The sequence below is a fragment of the Stenotrophomonas sp. CFBP 13718 genome, from assembly GCF_014842145.1.
Lineage (GTDB): Bacteria > Pseudomonadota > Gammaproteobacteria > Xanthomonadales > Xanthomonadaceae > Stenotrophomonas.
The window spans coordinates 407,278-420,861 of the sequence record NZ_JACYVC010000002.1; the positions used below are offsets into that span (position 1 = coordinate 407,278).

Genomic DNA, 13,584 nt, shown 5'->3' on the forward strand with positions numbered 1-13,584 from the left:
ATTGGTCCGCCAACGGCCCGCTGCGCTCGCCGACCATGGGTCGGCGCTACCGGTTACCGGGCGCCATGGCCTGGTAGAGCCGACTTCAGTCGGCTGCATGGGCCAGTCCCTCGTAGAGCCGACTTCAGTCGGCTGGCGGGAAGCAGCCGACTGAAGTCGGCTCTACCCTGGGTTAGCGCCATGGTCTGCGCCACGGCTTGACGGCCAGCGGCCGTCGCTAGCGGATTATTCGGATTCCCACCACATCCAGAAGCTGTCCCACAGGCGCTTGAAGAAGCCAGCTTCTTCAACAGCAGCGATCGCAACCAGCGGCGCCTGCGCGACGACCTTGCCATCCAGGGTCACCTTCAGCGTGCCGATCTGCTGGCCGGCAGTGAACGGCGCCGTCAGGCTCTTGGGCACGTCGATGCTCGGCTTCAGATCGTTGTAGCGACCACGCGGCAGGCTGACCAGCATCGGCTGCGCAACACCCAACTGCACGTTGTCGACCTTGCCCTTCCACACCTTGTGCTCGGCCACGACCTTGCCCGGTTCATACAGGCGGTGAGTCTCGAAGAAGCGGAAGCCCCAGTTGAGCAGGGCCAGGCTGTCATCGGCACGCTGCTTTTCCGACGCGCCGCCCAGCACCACTGCGATCAGGCGCTGGTCACCGCGCTGCGCTGAACTCATCAGGCAGTAACCGGCCGCCGAGGTATGGCCGGTCTTGATGCCATCCACCGTGCCGTCGCGCCACAGCAGCAGGTTGCGGTTGGGCTGCTTGATGTTGCCCACGGTGAATTCCTTCACCTTGTTGTAGGCGTACGTTTCCGGGTAGTCGCGCACGAAAGCGCGGCCCAGCAGGGCCAGATCGTGTGCGGTGCTGTGATGACCTTCGGCGGTCAGGCCGTGCGCATTGACGAAGTGCGAGTTCTTCATGCCGATCTTGGCGGCATAGCTGTTCATCAGCGAGGCGAAGGCTTCTTCGCTGCCGGCCACGTGTTCGGCCAGGGCGATCGCGGCATCGTTGCCGGACTGGATCGCCATGCCCTTTTCCATGTCTTCCAGACGCGCCGTCTGGTTGACCGGGAAGCCGCTGTAGCTGCCATCCGTGCCCGCGCCGCCTTCGCGCCAGGCGCGCTCGCTCATCATCACCTGATCGTCCGGCTTGACCTTGCCGTTCTTCACTTCGGCCGCGACGACATAGCTGGTCATCACCTTGGTGATGCTGGCCGGCGCCAACTGGGCGTCGACGTTCTCACCGGCGAGGATCTGGCCGGAGGCGTAATCCATCAGGATCCAGGCCTTGGACACGCTGGGCACCGGTGCGGGCGGCGTGGCGACGGTAGTCGGCGCAGTGGCCGCTGCCGGGGCAGCCGGCGTCGGCAGCGCGGTCTGGGCATGGGCCAGACCGACCACCAGGGTGGCGGCCAGCGCGGTGGCAGCGAAACGGAATTTCATGGGACTGCAGACTCCTGGAGCGGCCGGAATACGGCTGGATAGGCGAGATGGTGAACGCGAACGCCATTGTAGGCGGTCACGGCGCGGGCGCGGCAGGCGGCGGTCGCCTGCCGCTGCCGATCATTCCTTGACGATCTGCGGTGCGCCGAACCCCAGACCGGCGATGCGGCCAGCGAGTTCCGTGGCATTGGCGTGATCGTTGGCGGGTACGCGCAGGCGCCAGAGCGTGCGGCCCCCGGCGGCGATATCGCTGATGGTCGCGCCGACGATGCCGGCAGCGGTGAGCTGGCCCTGGGCGCGGGTGGCGTTGTCACGGCTGGCGAAACTGGCGACCTGCAGCAGCACGTTGCCCAGCACCTGCTGGGACAGCGTGGCGGTCGAGGTTGACTTGGCGGCGACGGCGGGGCCCGGTTGACGGGGGGCTGCCGTCAATGCCGCTGCGGGGGACTTATCAGGTTGACGGCCGGCGACCGTCGCTACCGGGGTAGTCGGCTTGCCGGTGGCGACGCGCACGTTGTTGTCGCGCATCCAGCGGTCGAAATTGTCGGCCGATCCGGGCTTCGCACTGTCGGCAACGCGGTAGCGGTAGGCCTCCGGGCCGGTCGGCGGCTTGCCCGCGACGGCAGCGGTGCGCGGTGCGGGCGCTGCGATGGCGGCGGCGGCGGCGGCAACAGGGGCCGACGCCGGTGGCAGACGGTTGACCAGGCTGTCGATGGCCGACGGTGCGGCATCAGCGGCAGCGACCATCGTGGTGGCGCGGCGCTCGGCACGGGTGGGCTTGGCGCTGGCCAACAGATTGCCCTCACCCGGCTGCAGCGCACTGACTTCCACATTGCCCGTGCCGCGCTGGGTGATGCCCAATCGCACGGCTGCGGCGTAACTCAGGTCGATCACCCGGCCGTCGTGGAAGGGGCCGCGGTCGTTCACCCGCACGATCACCGACTCGCCGTTGTCCAGGTTCGTCACGCGCGCGAAGCTGGGCAGCGGCAACGTCTTGTGGGCGGCGGTGAACTGGTACATGTCATAGACCTCCCGGTTGGAGGTCAGGCGGCCATGGAACTTGGCACCGTAGTAAGAAGCCGTGCCTTTTTCCGCATAGCCCTTGGTGCTGTCCATCACCTTGTACTGCTTGCCCAGCACTTCATACGGCGTCTTGTTGCCGATCGGCGAGCGCGCCAGATCCTGCACTTCCGGCTCCGGGATGCACGCTACGTTGGGAATGTACGTCGGGGTGGTGTCTTTCACCCCCGGCTTGTACAGACCGCCGGCGGTGTAGTTTCCGCGCGTGGCCAGATCCTCCGCCGCCGCTGCATACGGCGAGCCATCAGGGCAGTGGGCCGGTCGGCTGCTGCCCTTGCCCTGCACGACGGTGCCGGGTGGCTTGCCCGGACCGATGGCGGTTCCGCCGGGTTTCTTGGGCGCGCTGCTGCATGCGGCCAGCGCAAGGATCAACGCTCCGGGGACCCACCATCTGATGTTCATGCCGGCGGCAACTCCTGTCCTGCGATGGCCTGCGACAGCTGGAATACCGCCATCGCGTACATTTTGGAGATGTTGTAACGGGTGATGGCGTAATAGTTCTGGAAGCCCAGCCAGTACTGTTTGCCGGTGCTGCCTTCAAGCGTGATCGGCGTGGCGGTCGCGCCCGGCTGCACCGCGCCGACCGGCTGATAACCGCGTGCGGCCAGATCCTGCAGCGACCAGGTGGGCTTCCACTCGGTCGGATTGAACTCTTCGCGGCCGGTGGCCAGCGTAGCCGGCACCGCTACTTGCCCGCCGCGCACCCAGCCGCCCTTCTTGACGAAGTAATTGGCGATGGACGAGAACACGTCGTCGTAGCTGTTGAACAGGTCACGGCGACCATCGCCGTTGCCGTCCACTGCGTAATCCAGATAGCTGGACGGCATGAACTGGCCCATGCCCATGGCACCGGCATAACTGCCTTTCAGCGTCGTGATGTCGAGCTTTTCATCACGTGCGAGAACGAACGCCTTGGCCAATTCGTCGCGGAAGAACAGCTCGCGCCGCACCTCGCGTTCGAGCTTGGCGGGATCGCCGCTGCGCGGGTAATAGAAGGCCAGTGTGTAGAGCGCATCGAGCACCCGGTGGTTGCCGGTGTTGCCGCCATAGCTGGTTTCCACGCCGATGATGGCCACGATCACCTCGGCCGGCACGCCCGTGCGCTGCTGCACGCGCATCAGCTCATCCCGATGTTCGGCCAGGAACTTCTTTCCGCCGTCGATGCGTGCCTGGCTGATGAAGATCGGCCGGTACTCGTTCCACGGCTTGACCCGTTCTGCCGGACGCGACATCGCCGCAATGATCGTCGGACGCACCTGCGCCTGGTCGAGCACGCTGGCGATATAGGCAGGATCAAGTTTGTGCGCGGCAGCGGTATCGCGGATGAAATTGGCGCGCGCGACGTCGAACGGGACGGGCGTCAGGTCGACCGGCGGTGCGGTAGCCGCAGCGGCCTCGGGCGCGGCTTCCGCCGGTCCCTTGGTGTGTCCGCTGGCCGGTTCATGCGGCGCAACGGTGGCCTGCGAAGGCGATGGAGGACTCGACGGCTGAGTCGCGCAAGCGACCAGGCCGAGGGTGAGCATGCAGGCCAGAGTACGTCGGATCATCGCCGCAGGTTAGCAGGTCATGGATGAAATAAAACCCCTAAGACCATGAATAGCAAAGGATTGATTAAGTGAGTCAACCTTTGTAAATCCTGCGTGAAAAAAGCAGTGACAACAAACCGGTTGCGCCCCCATCCCCCTACGGGCGCAACCGGCCTGCCGGACCATGCGATTGGGCCGCCTGCATCTCCCCAGAGCAGGTGGCTAACGTGCGGTCTTGCTGCTCCTGTCCGCAGGTCGGCGCTAGATGAACGCGCCCTGCATGACAGGCCGCCATTGTGCAGGGGGTTTGCGACAAATCCATTGATCAAAATCAAAAATTCGTTAAGAAGTGTGATCTAGAGCAGATTTGATGTGTGAAATCTTCACGACGCCTTGCTGGGGTAGAGCTGACTTCAGTCGGCTGCACTTCCGCGCCCGGTCCGGCAAGCCGACTGAAGTCGGCTCTACCTCGGATGCCCTTCAACGCTCGGCCTGGTAGAGCCGACTTCAGTCGGCTGGGCTTCACGCGCGTAGCCTGGTAGAGCCGACTTCAGTCGGCTGGGCTTCACGCGCGTGGTGAGAGAAGCCGACTGAAGTCGGCTCTACCGTGGCTGCGCTTCACGCGCGTGGTGAGGCAAGCCGACTGAAGTCGGCTCTACCGCGCCGGCTCTACCGCGTCGGCTCTATCGGTAGCCGCCGTGAACCGGGTTGTGACTGCGTACGGCCATCACCAGACCGAAGCCTGCCAGCAAGGATACCGCCGAGGTGCCGCCGTAGCTGATCAGGGGCATGGGTACGCCCACCACGGGCAACAGGCCGGAAATCATGCCGCCGTTGACCAGTACGTAGACGAAGAAGGCCAGGCCGGTGGCGCCGGCCAGCAGGCGCGAGTAGGAATCCCGCGACTGTCCGGCGATCCACAGGCAACGCCCGATCACCACCAGATACAGCGCCAGCACCAGCGCGACGCCCATCCAGCCGAACTCTTCGCTCAGCACCGAAAATGCGAAGTCCGTCGTCTGCTCCGGGATGAAGTTCAGGTGCGACTGCGAGCCCTGGCCCCAGCCCTTGCCCTCCAGGCCACCCGATCCAATGGCGATCTTCGACTGGATGATGTTCCAGCCCGCGCCCAGCGCATCCATCTCCGGGTCGAGGAACATCATGATGCGGTCTTTCTGGTACGGCATCAGCAGCCAGAACCAGGCGACCGGTGCGACCGCGGCGATGCCGCCCACGCCCAGCCCGACCCACCACCACGGCAGGCCGGCCAGCAGCAGCACGAACACGCCGCTGGCGGCGATCAGCACGGCGGTGCCGAAGTCCGGCTGCAGCATCACCGCCGCCGTCGGTGCGCCGATGATCAGCAGGCTGACCAGCACCGTCGTGAAACGGGGCGGCAACGGCATGCGGTGCAGGTACCAGGCCACCATCATCGGCAGGCTGACCTTCAGCAGTTCGGCCGGCTGCAGGTAGAAGAGCTTGAGGTCCAGCCATTGCCGGCCGTACTTGCCGGTACCGATCGCGAACACCGCCAGCAGCGGGATCATCGAAATGGCGTAGATCATCGGCGTCACCGAGCGGATGCGCAGGATCGGCACGCGTGATATGCCCCACATGGCCGCCAGGCCAACGGCGAAGCGTGCGCCCTGGGCGAAGACCAGCCCGTCGCCACCCGCGCTTTTCAGCGTGGCGAGACCGATCAGCATCAGTGCGCCCAAGGCGGCACACAGCATCCAGTCCAGCGTGCTGAAGAAGCGCACCAGCATGTCGCCGGCCCAGCGCAGGAAATCCTTCATCGGGCGGGCTCCGAGGGGGGTATCCGCCGAGCATGGCTCGGCGCTACCGGGGTGGCGGGCTCCGAGGGGGGCGTCCGCCGAGCATGGCTCGGCGCTACCGGGGTGGCAGGCTCCGAGGGGGCTGCTCGCCGCGCAGGGCTCGGCGCTACCGGGGCGGGTTCAGTCGGTGGCGCCGCGCCCTGCCCGGCGGGCACTGCCTGCGGGGACGGCAGACCGACCTGCACCGGCAGATCACCGGCCGCCAGCGCCGCGGCTTCTCCGTTCGCGCGCGCTGCGTTGTCTTCGTTATCGAACACGGTGCCGCCGAACGCCACGCTGCCACGCTCTACATCCAGCGGCAGCACGCCCTCCGGCATCTTGCCCAGCAGCCACGCATCAAAGACCTTGCGCGCGATCGGGGCCGCCGCCGACCCGCCGTAGCCGCCGCCTTCCACCGCCACGGCGATAGCGATCACCGGATTGTCGGCCGGCGCGAAGCCGACGAACAAAGAGCGGTGGCGCAGGTGCAGCGGCAGGCTGCGCGGATCCACCGCGGCGGTGCCCTTGCGGCTGATCACCTGCGCGGTGCCGGTCTTTCCCGCCATCACATACGACGCGCCGGCCGCCATGCGCGCGCCACTGCCACCTGGCTGCATGGTGGCCATCATGCCTTCGCGCACGGCCTGCACGTTGTTTGGATTCGGGCTGATCGGTTTGGTTTCGCTGGGCGGCGTGATGGTCCAGTCACTATCGAAGCCATCGCGCTGCTGCATCACCAGGTGCGGCGTGCGCAGCTGGCCGCTGGCGATGCCGCTTACCCCGTGCGCCAGTTGCAGCGGCGTCACCTTCCAATCGCCCTGGCCGATGCTGACGTTCACCGTGTCGCCGGGGTACCAGCGCTCTTTGCGCGATTTCATCTTGTACGCCGGCGACGGCAGGATGCCCCCGATCTCGCCGGTCAGGTCGATGCCGGTCGGTGCCCCGAAGCCGTAATAGCCCATGTAGTGGTCGAAGCGCTCGATACCAAGATCCAACGCCAATCGGTAGTAGTACGTGTTGACCGACTGTGCGATGGACTTGCGCAGATCGGTCCAGCCATGGCCACCGCGGTTGGCGTCGCCCCAGCCGCGACTGGTGCCGGGCAGGTAGAACATGCCCGTCGACAGCACTTTGTCTTCCGGCCGGCGCACGCCGGCATCCAGCCCGGCCAGTGCGATCAACGGCTTCAGCGTGGAGCCCGGTGCCACACCGCCCAGCACCAGCCGGTTGAACTGCGGGCGTGAGGGATTATCGTTGAGCGCGCGGAAGTCGGCGTGCGATATCCCGTTGACGAACAGATTGGCGTCATACGAAGGCAGGCTGACCATCGCCAGCACTTCGCCGGTACGCGGATCCATCGCCACCGCCGCGCCTTCCTGCACGCCGAAGGCAGCCACCATGGCCCGCTGCAGGTCGGCATCGATGGACAGCCGCAGGTCGGTGCCCGACTGGGCGGCCACGCGGCCGACCGTACGGATCGCCCGCCCCTGCACATTGGTTTCCACCTGTTCGTAGCCGACCTTGCCGCGCAGCTGCTGTTCGTAATAACGCTCCAGCCCGGACTTGCCGATATGGGTCAGCGCGGCATTGCCCTCGCCGAGCATTTCCAGGTCTTTGTCATCCACCCGGCCCACGTAGCCGATCACATGCGCGAACAGGTCGCCAAAGGGATAGCGGCGGGTCAGGTAGGGCTCCAGCTCGACCCCGGGGAAGCGCCAGCGGTCCACCGCGAAGCGCGCCATTTCTTCTTCGCTGACGCGCAGCTTCAGGGTCACCGGCAGGAAGCTGCGACGCGCCTTGCGCGAACGGTTGAAGGCCTCGATTTCTTCCTCGCTCAGCGGGAAGATTTTCGCCAGCCCGGCCAAGGTGGCGTCCATGTCCTTGACCTTGTCCGGGGTGACGTCCAGACGGAAGGCCGGCACGTTCTCGGCCAGCAGGCGGCCATTGCGGTCGTAGATCATCCCGCGACCGGGCACCACCGGACGGGGCTTGATGCGGTTGGCATCCGAGCGCGTGGTGTAGATCTCGTGGTCCAGCACCTGCAGCTTGAAGTACCACGCGCCCAGCCCGCCCAGGCACAGCACCACGGCCAGGAAACCGAGCACCGCGCGACGGCGGAACTGCTCGGCCTCGGCGTGCGGATTCTTGACCGGGCGGCGGGTGCTCATATCGGCATGCCCATCTCAGCGACCGCGCCGTCCGAAACGCACCGCGTCCAGCAGCACGAATACCAGCGGCCACAACGCCATACCCAGCAACGGGGCCCACCAATAGGCCCACGGCAGGGTCGGCTCGCCGACCACGATGTGCACCACGGCGCTGACGATGCGGTCGTTGAACAGCAGGCCGCCGATGGCGAGGATCTGCTGCGACATCGGGAAGAACCGGATGCGCGCACGGAAGCGTTGCAGGATGAAAGCCAGGATCACCAGGCGCAGCGCCTGCTCGCCCAGCACGCCGCCATAGAGGAAATCGGCGACGACGCCGCTGGCGAAGGCCACGCCCAGCCCGACCCGTTCAGGCGCTTCAATGACCCAGTAAGCCAGCACCAGGGCCAGCCAGTAAGGGCGCAATGGCTGCAGGAACGGTGGCAACGGCAGCAAGCCCAGCATCAGGGCGGCGATCACGCTGACCGGCAGCACCCAGCGGTTGTCGCGCAGGCGGCTCACGGGCGTGTCTCCGTCGTGGGGGCGGTCGGTGGTGACGATGCGTTGCCTGGTAGTGACGGCCGCTGGCCGTCAGCCGTCGTGGCTGCGTCGGTGGGTGCTCGCCGAGCATCGCTCGGCGCTACCGAAGCCGCGTCCGTGTTGACCGGGGGCGGCGGCGGGATGCGGATCGGCGAACCGGGCCGCAGCAGCAGCACGTCGCGGCCGCGATCCAGCGCGGCGGCCGGCTTCAGTTCGCCCACCAGGAAGGCGTGGGTGTCATCCGGGCGCAGCGCCGCGATGGTGCCGACCGGGAATCCCACCGGGAACCGTCCGCCCAGTCCAGAGGTGACGATCTCATCGCCCACTTCCACCCCGGCACTCAGCGGAATGTCACGCAGCTCCAGCGTGTCGCCACGGCCATAGACGATCAGCCGCACGCCGTTGCGCGCCACCGTCACCGGCACCGCATGGTCCGGGTCGGTCAGCAGCAGCACGGTGGAGGTGCTGCCGGTCACACTGATCACCTGCCCCATCAGGCCGCCGGCATCGATCACCGCCTGACCTACGTGCACGCCCTCACGGGTGCCAGCCGCCAGTACCAGGCGCTGTTTCACCGGGTCCAGGTCGATATCGAGGATCGGCGCCAGCTGCACATCCAACCCGCTGCGCTCGGCGACGTTCAACAGTTCACGCAACTGCGCGTTGTCCAGCGCAGCGGTCTGCAGCCGGGTCAGCCGCGCATTCGCCACCAGCAGGCTGTTGCGCAGCTGCCGGTTCTCCGCCACCAGCTGGCCATGGCTGGCCGCGTTGTCGCGCACCTGGTTGCCCAGCCGCCCGGGCAGGCCCGCCAGGTTCCACGCCGGCTGCACCAGCACATTGGCCTGCTCGCGCAGGCGCGCCAGCCAGCCCGCCTGGTCGTCCAGCACGATCAGGGTGATCGCCAGCACCAGGTAGGTGAGCAGCCGCAGCGGGCTCGCGGCATCGCCGGAGCGGGAAGCAATGGGGGGTCCGGCGTAGGGCGGCACGATGCAGCTTCAGCAGAAAAGAATCGGGAAGGAAACACGACGGCGCCCCGCCGGTGCCGGTCTGCCATGCAGGCAGGCCGTACGCCGGAAGGGCGCGGCGCTCACGACAAGCCGGCCGGGCTTACTCCGGCGCAAAGAACTCGTTGCCGTGCATGTCCACCAGTTCCAGCGCGCGACCGCCACCGCGGGCCACGCAGGTCAGCGGATCATCGGCCACCTGCACGTGCAGGCCGGTTTCTTCAGAGATCAGGCGATCCATGTCGCGCAGCAACGCACCACCACCGGTGAGCACGATGCCGCGCTCGGCGACGTCGGCGCACAGCTCCGGCGGCGTCTGCTCCAGCGCCAGTTTGACCGCGCTGACGATGCCCGACAGCGGCTCGTGCAGCGCTTCAAGCACTTCGTTGGAGGTGATCTTGATCATCTTCGGCACGCCCTCGGCGAGGTTGCGGCCGGAGATCTCCATCTCGATCACTTCCGCCTGCGGGTAGGCGCAACCCAGCTCCACCTTGATGCGCTCGGCGGTGGCTTCACCAATCAGCATGCCGTGGTTACGACGCACGTAATTGGTGATGGACTCATCGAAGCGGTCGCCGCCGATACGGACCGAGGCCGAGTAGACGATGCCGTTCAGCGAGATCACGGCGACTTCGGTGGTGCCGCCGCCGATGTCGATGACCATCGAACCCCGCGCTTCGGTCACCGGCATGCCGGCGCCGATCGCGGCCGCCATCGGCTCTTCGATCAGGAACACATCACGCGCACCGGCCTCTTCGGCCGATTCCTTGATGGCGCGACGCTCCACCTGGGTGGAGCCGGCCGGCACGCACACCAGCACGCGCGGGCTCGGGCGCAGGAAGCGCGACTTGTGCACCTTCTTGATGAAGTGTTTGAGCATCGCCTCGGTGTAGGTGAAATCGGCGATGACGCCGTCCTTCATCGGGCGGATGGTGGTGATATGGCCCGGTGTACGGCCCAGCATCTGCTTGGCCTCGGTGCCCACTGCGGCCACCGATCGGGTGCCTCCGATGGCACGGTCCTGGCGCACGGCGACCACGGACGGCTCGTTCAGCACGATTCCCTGCCCGCGCACGTAGATGAGGGTATTGGCCGTGCCCAGATCGATGGACAGGTCATTGGAGAACATGCCGCGGAGTTTCTTGAACATCGAGGAAGTGATCCTGAGGAGGTGCGCTGCCTCTGCCTGGAGTGGCGGAATATGGGCAGAAATCGAGACGTGCAAGCCTAGCAACCCGCCCCCCTGCGAGCAAGGACATATCCAGCTGAACCCGCGTATTCAGAGGCTTTCGGCTGGATTGGTACAGGTTTGGCGACCATCGTACTCCTCGCCGCTGCCGCGTGGTGCCACAGCAGACGACAGCGCGCCCCGCACGGTCCGGCGCTACCCTTACGCCGCTCCAGCCGGTAACCTTTGCGCCGTCGGGCGCCCACGGGCGCCGTTTGCCTGCCCGCCCTGCGGCACGCACTCCACCCATTCCCGCATAGGCTTACATCGATGTCCGCTTTGATCTGTGGTTCTCTTGCCTTCGACACCATCATGGTGTTCCCGGACCAGTTCAAGAATCACATCCTGCCGGACAAGGTGCACATCCTGAATGTGTCGTTCCTGGTGCCGCGCATGCGCCGCGAGTTCGGCGGCTGCGCCGGCAACATCGCCTACAACCTGCACCTGCTGGGCGGCGACCCGATCCCGATGGGCACGGTGGGCACCGATTTCGGCCCCTATCGTGAACATTTCGATGCACTGGGCATCGACCTGTCCCGGGTACGCGTAATCGACGAGCTGTTCACCCCGCAGGCCTTCATCACCACCGACCACGACAACAACCAGATCACCGCCTTCCATCCCGGCGCGATGATGCGTTCGTATGAGAACCACGTGCGCGACGTGCCGGGCGTCAGCCTGGGCCTGGTCGGCCCGGATGGCCGCGAAGGCATGATCCAGAACGCGCTGGAGTTCCACGAAGACGGCGTGCCCTTCATCTTCGATCCCGGCCAGGCCATGCCGCTGTTCAACGGTCCGGAGCTGCGCACGTTCATCGAGCAGGCGGATTACGTGGTGGTCAACGATTACGAGTCGAACCTGCTGCAGGAACGCACCGGCTGGGACGAGAAGGAAATCGTCAGCCGCGTACAGGCCTACATCACCACGCGCGGCCCCAAGGGTGCGGTCATCCACACCCCTGAAAAGAGCTACGACATCCCGCCGGCGCACGAACGCCGCGTAGTGGACCCGACCGGTTGCGGCGACGCCTTCCGTGCCGGCCTGATCTACGGCATCCAGAAGGGCTTCGACTGGCTGACCATCGGCCGCATGGGCAACCTGATGGGCGCGCTGAAGGTGGAGCACCCGGGCACGCAGAACCAGCGTTTCACCTTCGACGAGTTCAACGAGCAGTTCAAGCAGCAGTTCGGTTACGCACTGAACGTCTGAAGCCGAGGGACGCTGCGCCGCATTCGCCTGGTAGCGCCGAGCCATGCTCGGCGAGCGCAGCGGCAGCCCCCGTTTCCCGGGTAGAGCCGACTTAAGTCGGCTGACAGCAATCGCGAACCCCCAAGGTAGAGCCGACTTCAGTCGGCTGGCAGTGATCATGCACCGCAGCCGACTGAAGTCGGCTCTACCTCCACGCGTTACCGCGTCATGTGTGCTGCCGCCACGCCGACTGCAGCGCCGCGCAGTCCGCGAAACGCCAGTCTGCCATCCCAGGCCATGGGTCACCCGGTGTATTGACCAGCACCGTCTGCGTGCCCGCAGCACGTCCCGCCGCCAGGTCCATGCGGTGATCCCCCACCATCGCCACCTGTGCCGCTTCGACACCCCAGCGCTGCAGGTGGTACACGATGCCGGCCGGCGACGGCTTGGGTTCGGCCTCATCGCGGCCGATGATGTGATCATCGGCGAACAGATCGGCCACCCCGATCGCCTCCAAGGTCAGCTTGGCCACCGCATGATCATTGCGAGTGAGGATTCCGAGCTCGCAGCCACTCCCGTGCATCGCGCGCAGTAACGCCACCGCGCCGATGGCCGCCTGCGCGCCCAGCGCCAGCTCACGCTCATGATCGAAAAGCCAGGCGCGCTTGGCCCGCTCATCCTCGTCGGGCAGTGCAACCAGATGCTCGATGATGTCTTCATGCGCGGCTATGTCCAGCGCGCGCTTGATGGCGGCGAAATCGTGCACGGCCACGGTCAGCGTGCCGTCCAGGTCGAATATCCAATGACGCACGCCCGAAAGAACGGCATGGCCGGCCGGCGGCATCGGCTGCATCATTTCCACGGCATCTGGCTCGCATCCAGGCCGCCGGTTTCAAAGACGGCCGTGCGCGTACCGCCGGCCTTCACCGGGAACTCGATGCTGATTGCCTTGGCCTGACGCGCCAGCTTCCACAGCGCGGCGTTGTCGGTGATGAACATGGCGATCGCCTCATCGGTATCCGGACGCCACGCGGCCATCGCGCGCGGGGTTCCACCGTCCACGCTGACCTGCACCTTGCAGCCGCCGGGGCAACGGAAATCACCAGCCTGCAGCACCAGGTACGCATGCCGTTTCCACTCGGGATGATCGCGGAAGACCAACTGCACCGGCTTGGGGCCACTTCCGTCGACGTCGACGCGCTCCTTGCCGTAGATCGATGCGGACCGCTGCGTTCCCTTGGTGCCAACGGGAATCTGGTTGTACTGCCACAGCGCCTGCATCCGGCGCAGGTCGCGCGCTTCGTCGGCCTTGGCCTTCACGTCAGCGAATCCCGCTTCGATGCGAGCAGCCGCGGCCGTTCCTTTGTAGACATCCAGCAATGACCCGCCGTGGATGCGGGCCCGCTCCCATTCCTGCGCTGCCACGGCGGTGTCGTACTGCTTGGCCACCTCGTCGGCCTTGGTTTCCTTCTGCGCCTGGGCGGCGGCGGCCGCCGCCTGCTGCGCCTGGCGCTCGGCCTCCGGGTCGCTACAGGCGACCAGCGCCAGCGCGCAGGTGGCAACGAGAATCAGGTGTTTCATGCAGGCTCCGCGTGTGGTCGTTGAACCCCTACTGTAGAG

General features: G+C 66.3%; 11 protein-coding genes. 1 reads left to right on the forward strand and 10 read right to left on the reverse strand.

The features are described from left to right. Positions 1 to 225 precede the first annotated feature (225 nt). From IFT58_RS05290 to IFT58_RS05325, 8 genes are all read right to left on the reverse strand, one after another. Positions 226 to 1,437, reverse strand: a complete 1,212-nt coding sequence (locus IFT58_RS05290) for a D-alanyl-D-alanine carboxypeptidase family protein (RefSeq protein WP_188326150.1) — start codon at positions 1,435 to 1,437, stop codon at positions 226 to 228. Positions 1,438 to 1,557: 120 nt separating this feature from the next. Next, entirely contained in the window at positions 1,558 to 2,919 is a 1,362-nt protein-coding gene (locus IFT58_RS05295; protein WP_192094097.1) for a septal ring lytic transglycosylase RlpA family protein, read from the reverse strand. Continuing rightward, the gene (mltB, locus tag IFT58_RS05300) at positions 2,916 to 4,064 is read right to left on the reverse strand and encodes a lytic murein transglycosylase B (RefSeq protein ID WP_192094098.1); all 1,149 of its coding nucleotides are present in this window, start codon (positions 4,062 to 4,064) and stop codon (positions 2,916 to 2,918) included. Before mltB ends, IFT58_RS05295 begins: the two co-directional genes overlap by 4 nt. Positions 4,065 to 4,726: 662 nt before the next feature. Beyond that, positions 4,727 to 5,839, reverse strand: a complete 1,113-nt coding sequence (gene rodA / locus IFT58_RS05305; RefSeq protein ID WP_188326147.1) for a rod shape-determining protein RodA — start codon at positions 5,837 to 5,839, stop codon at positions 4,727 to 4,729. Next, entirely contained in the window at positions 5,836 to 8,025 is a 2,190-nt protein-coding gene (mrdA, locus tag IFT58_RS05310; protein WP_192094099.1) for a penicillin-binding protein 2, read from the reverse strand. The genes rodA and mrdA overlap by 4 nt, the downstream gene beginning before the upstream one ends. 15 nt (positions 8,026 to 8,040) lie before the next feature. Further along, the gene (gene mreD / locus IFT58_RS05315; protein WP_188326145.1) at positions 8,041 to 8,526 is read right to left on the reverse strand and encodes a rod shape-determining protein MreD; all 486 of its coding nucleotides are present in this window, start codon (positions 8,524 to 8,526) and stop codon (positions 8,041 to 8,043) included. Then, complete coding sequence (mreC, locus tag IFT58_RS05320) at positions 8,523 to 9,530, reverse strand: rod shape-determining protein MreC (RefSeq protein ID WP_192094100.1); 1,008 nt, start codon at positions 9,528 to 9,530, stop codon at positions 8,523 to 8,525. The genes mreD and mreC overlap by 4 nt, the downstream gene beginning before the upstream one ends. Positions 9,531 to 9,651: 121 nt before the next feature. Continuing rightward, on the reverse strand, positions 9,652 to 10,698 hold the full coding sequence (locus IFT58_RS05325) for a rod shape-determining protein (protein WP_188326144.1): 1,047 nt from the start codon (positions 10,696 to 10,698) through the stop codon (positions 9,652 to 9,654). Between the two features lie 348 nt (positions 10,699 to 11,046). On the opposite strand from IFT58_RS05325, the gene IFT58_RS05330 reads away from it, so the two are divergent. Further along, positions 11,047 to 11,985: a carbohydrate kinase family protein gene (locus IFT58_RS05330; protein ID WP_192081238.1), complete on the forward strand. Its 939-nt coding sequence runs from the start codon at positions 11,047 to 11,049 to the stop codon at positions 11,983 to 11,985. Positions 11,986 to 12,190: 205 nt separating this feature from the next. Here the strand turns inward: IFT58_RS05330 and IFT58_RS05335 are convergent, their stop codons facing one another. Together IFT58_RS05335 and IFT58_RS05340 are read right to left on the reverse strand one after the other, a co-directional pair. Beyond that, positions 12,191 to 12,820, reverse strand: coding sequence for an HAD family hydrolase (locus IFT58_RS05335; protein WP_249405110.1), 630 nt, complete (start codon positions 12,818 to 12,820; stop codon positions 12,191 to 12,193). After that, on the reverse strand, positions 12,817 to 13,545 hold the full coding sequence (locus IFT58_RS05340) for a hypothetical protein (protein WP_188326142.1): 729 nt from the start codon (positions 13,543 to 13,545) through the stop codon (positions 12,817 to 12,819). Before IFT58_RS05340 ends, IFT58_RS05335 begins: the two co-directional genes overlap by 4 nt. Positions 13,546 to 13,584 lie beyond the last annotated feature (39 nt).

Bases quoted from the DNA above. Each gene is read 5' to 3' on its own strand.
- IFT58_RS05290 (WP_188326150.1), bottom strand. From the start codon at position 1,437: ATGAAATTCCGTTTCGCTGCCACCGCGCTGGCCGCCACCCTGGTGGTC.
- IFT58_RS05295 (WP_192094097.1), bottom strand. From the start codon at position 2,919: ATGAACATCAGATGGTGGGTCCCCGGAGCGTTGATCCTTGCGCTGGCC.
- mltB (WP_192094098.1), bottom strand. From the start codon at position 4,064: ATGATCCGACGTACTCTGGCCTGCATGCTCACCCTCGGCCTGGTCGCT.
- rodA (WP_188326147.1), bottom strand. From the start codon at position 5,839: ATGAAGGATTTCCTGCGCTGGGCCGGCGACATGCTGGTGCGCTTCTTC.
- mrdA (WP_192094099.1), bottom strand. From the start codon at position 8,025: ATGAGCACCCGCCGCCCGGTCAAGAATCCGCACGCCGAGGCCGAGCAG.
- IFT58_RS05325 (WP_188326144.1), bottom strand. From the start codon at position 10,698: ATGTTCAAGAAACTCCGCGGCATGTTCTCCAATGACCTGTCCATCGAT.
- IFT58_RS05330 (WP_192081238.1), top strand. From the start codon at position 11,047: ATGTCCGCTTTGATCTGTGGTTCTCTTGCCTTCGACACCATCATGGTG.
- IFT58_RS05335 (WP_249405110.1), bottom strand. From the start codon at position 12,820: ATGATGCAGCCGATGCCGCCGGCCGGCCATGCCGTTCTTTCGGGCGTG.
- IFT58_RS05340 (WP_188326142.1), bottom strand. From the start codon at position 13,545: ATGAAACACCTGATTCTCGTTGCCACCTGCGCGCTGGCGCTGGTCGCC.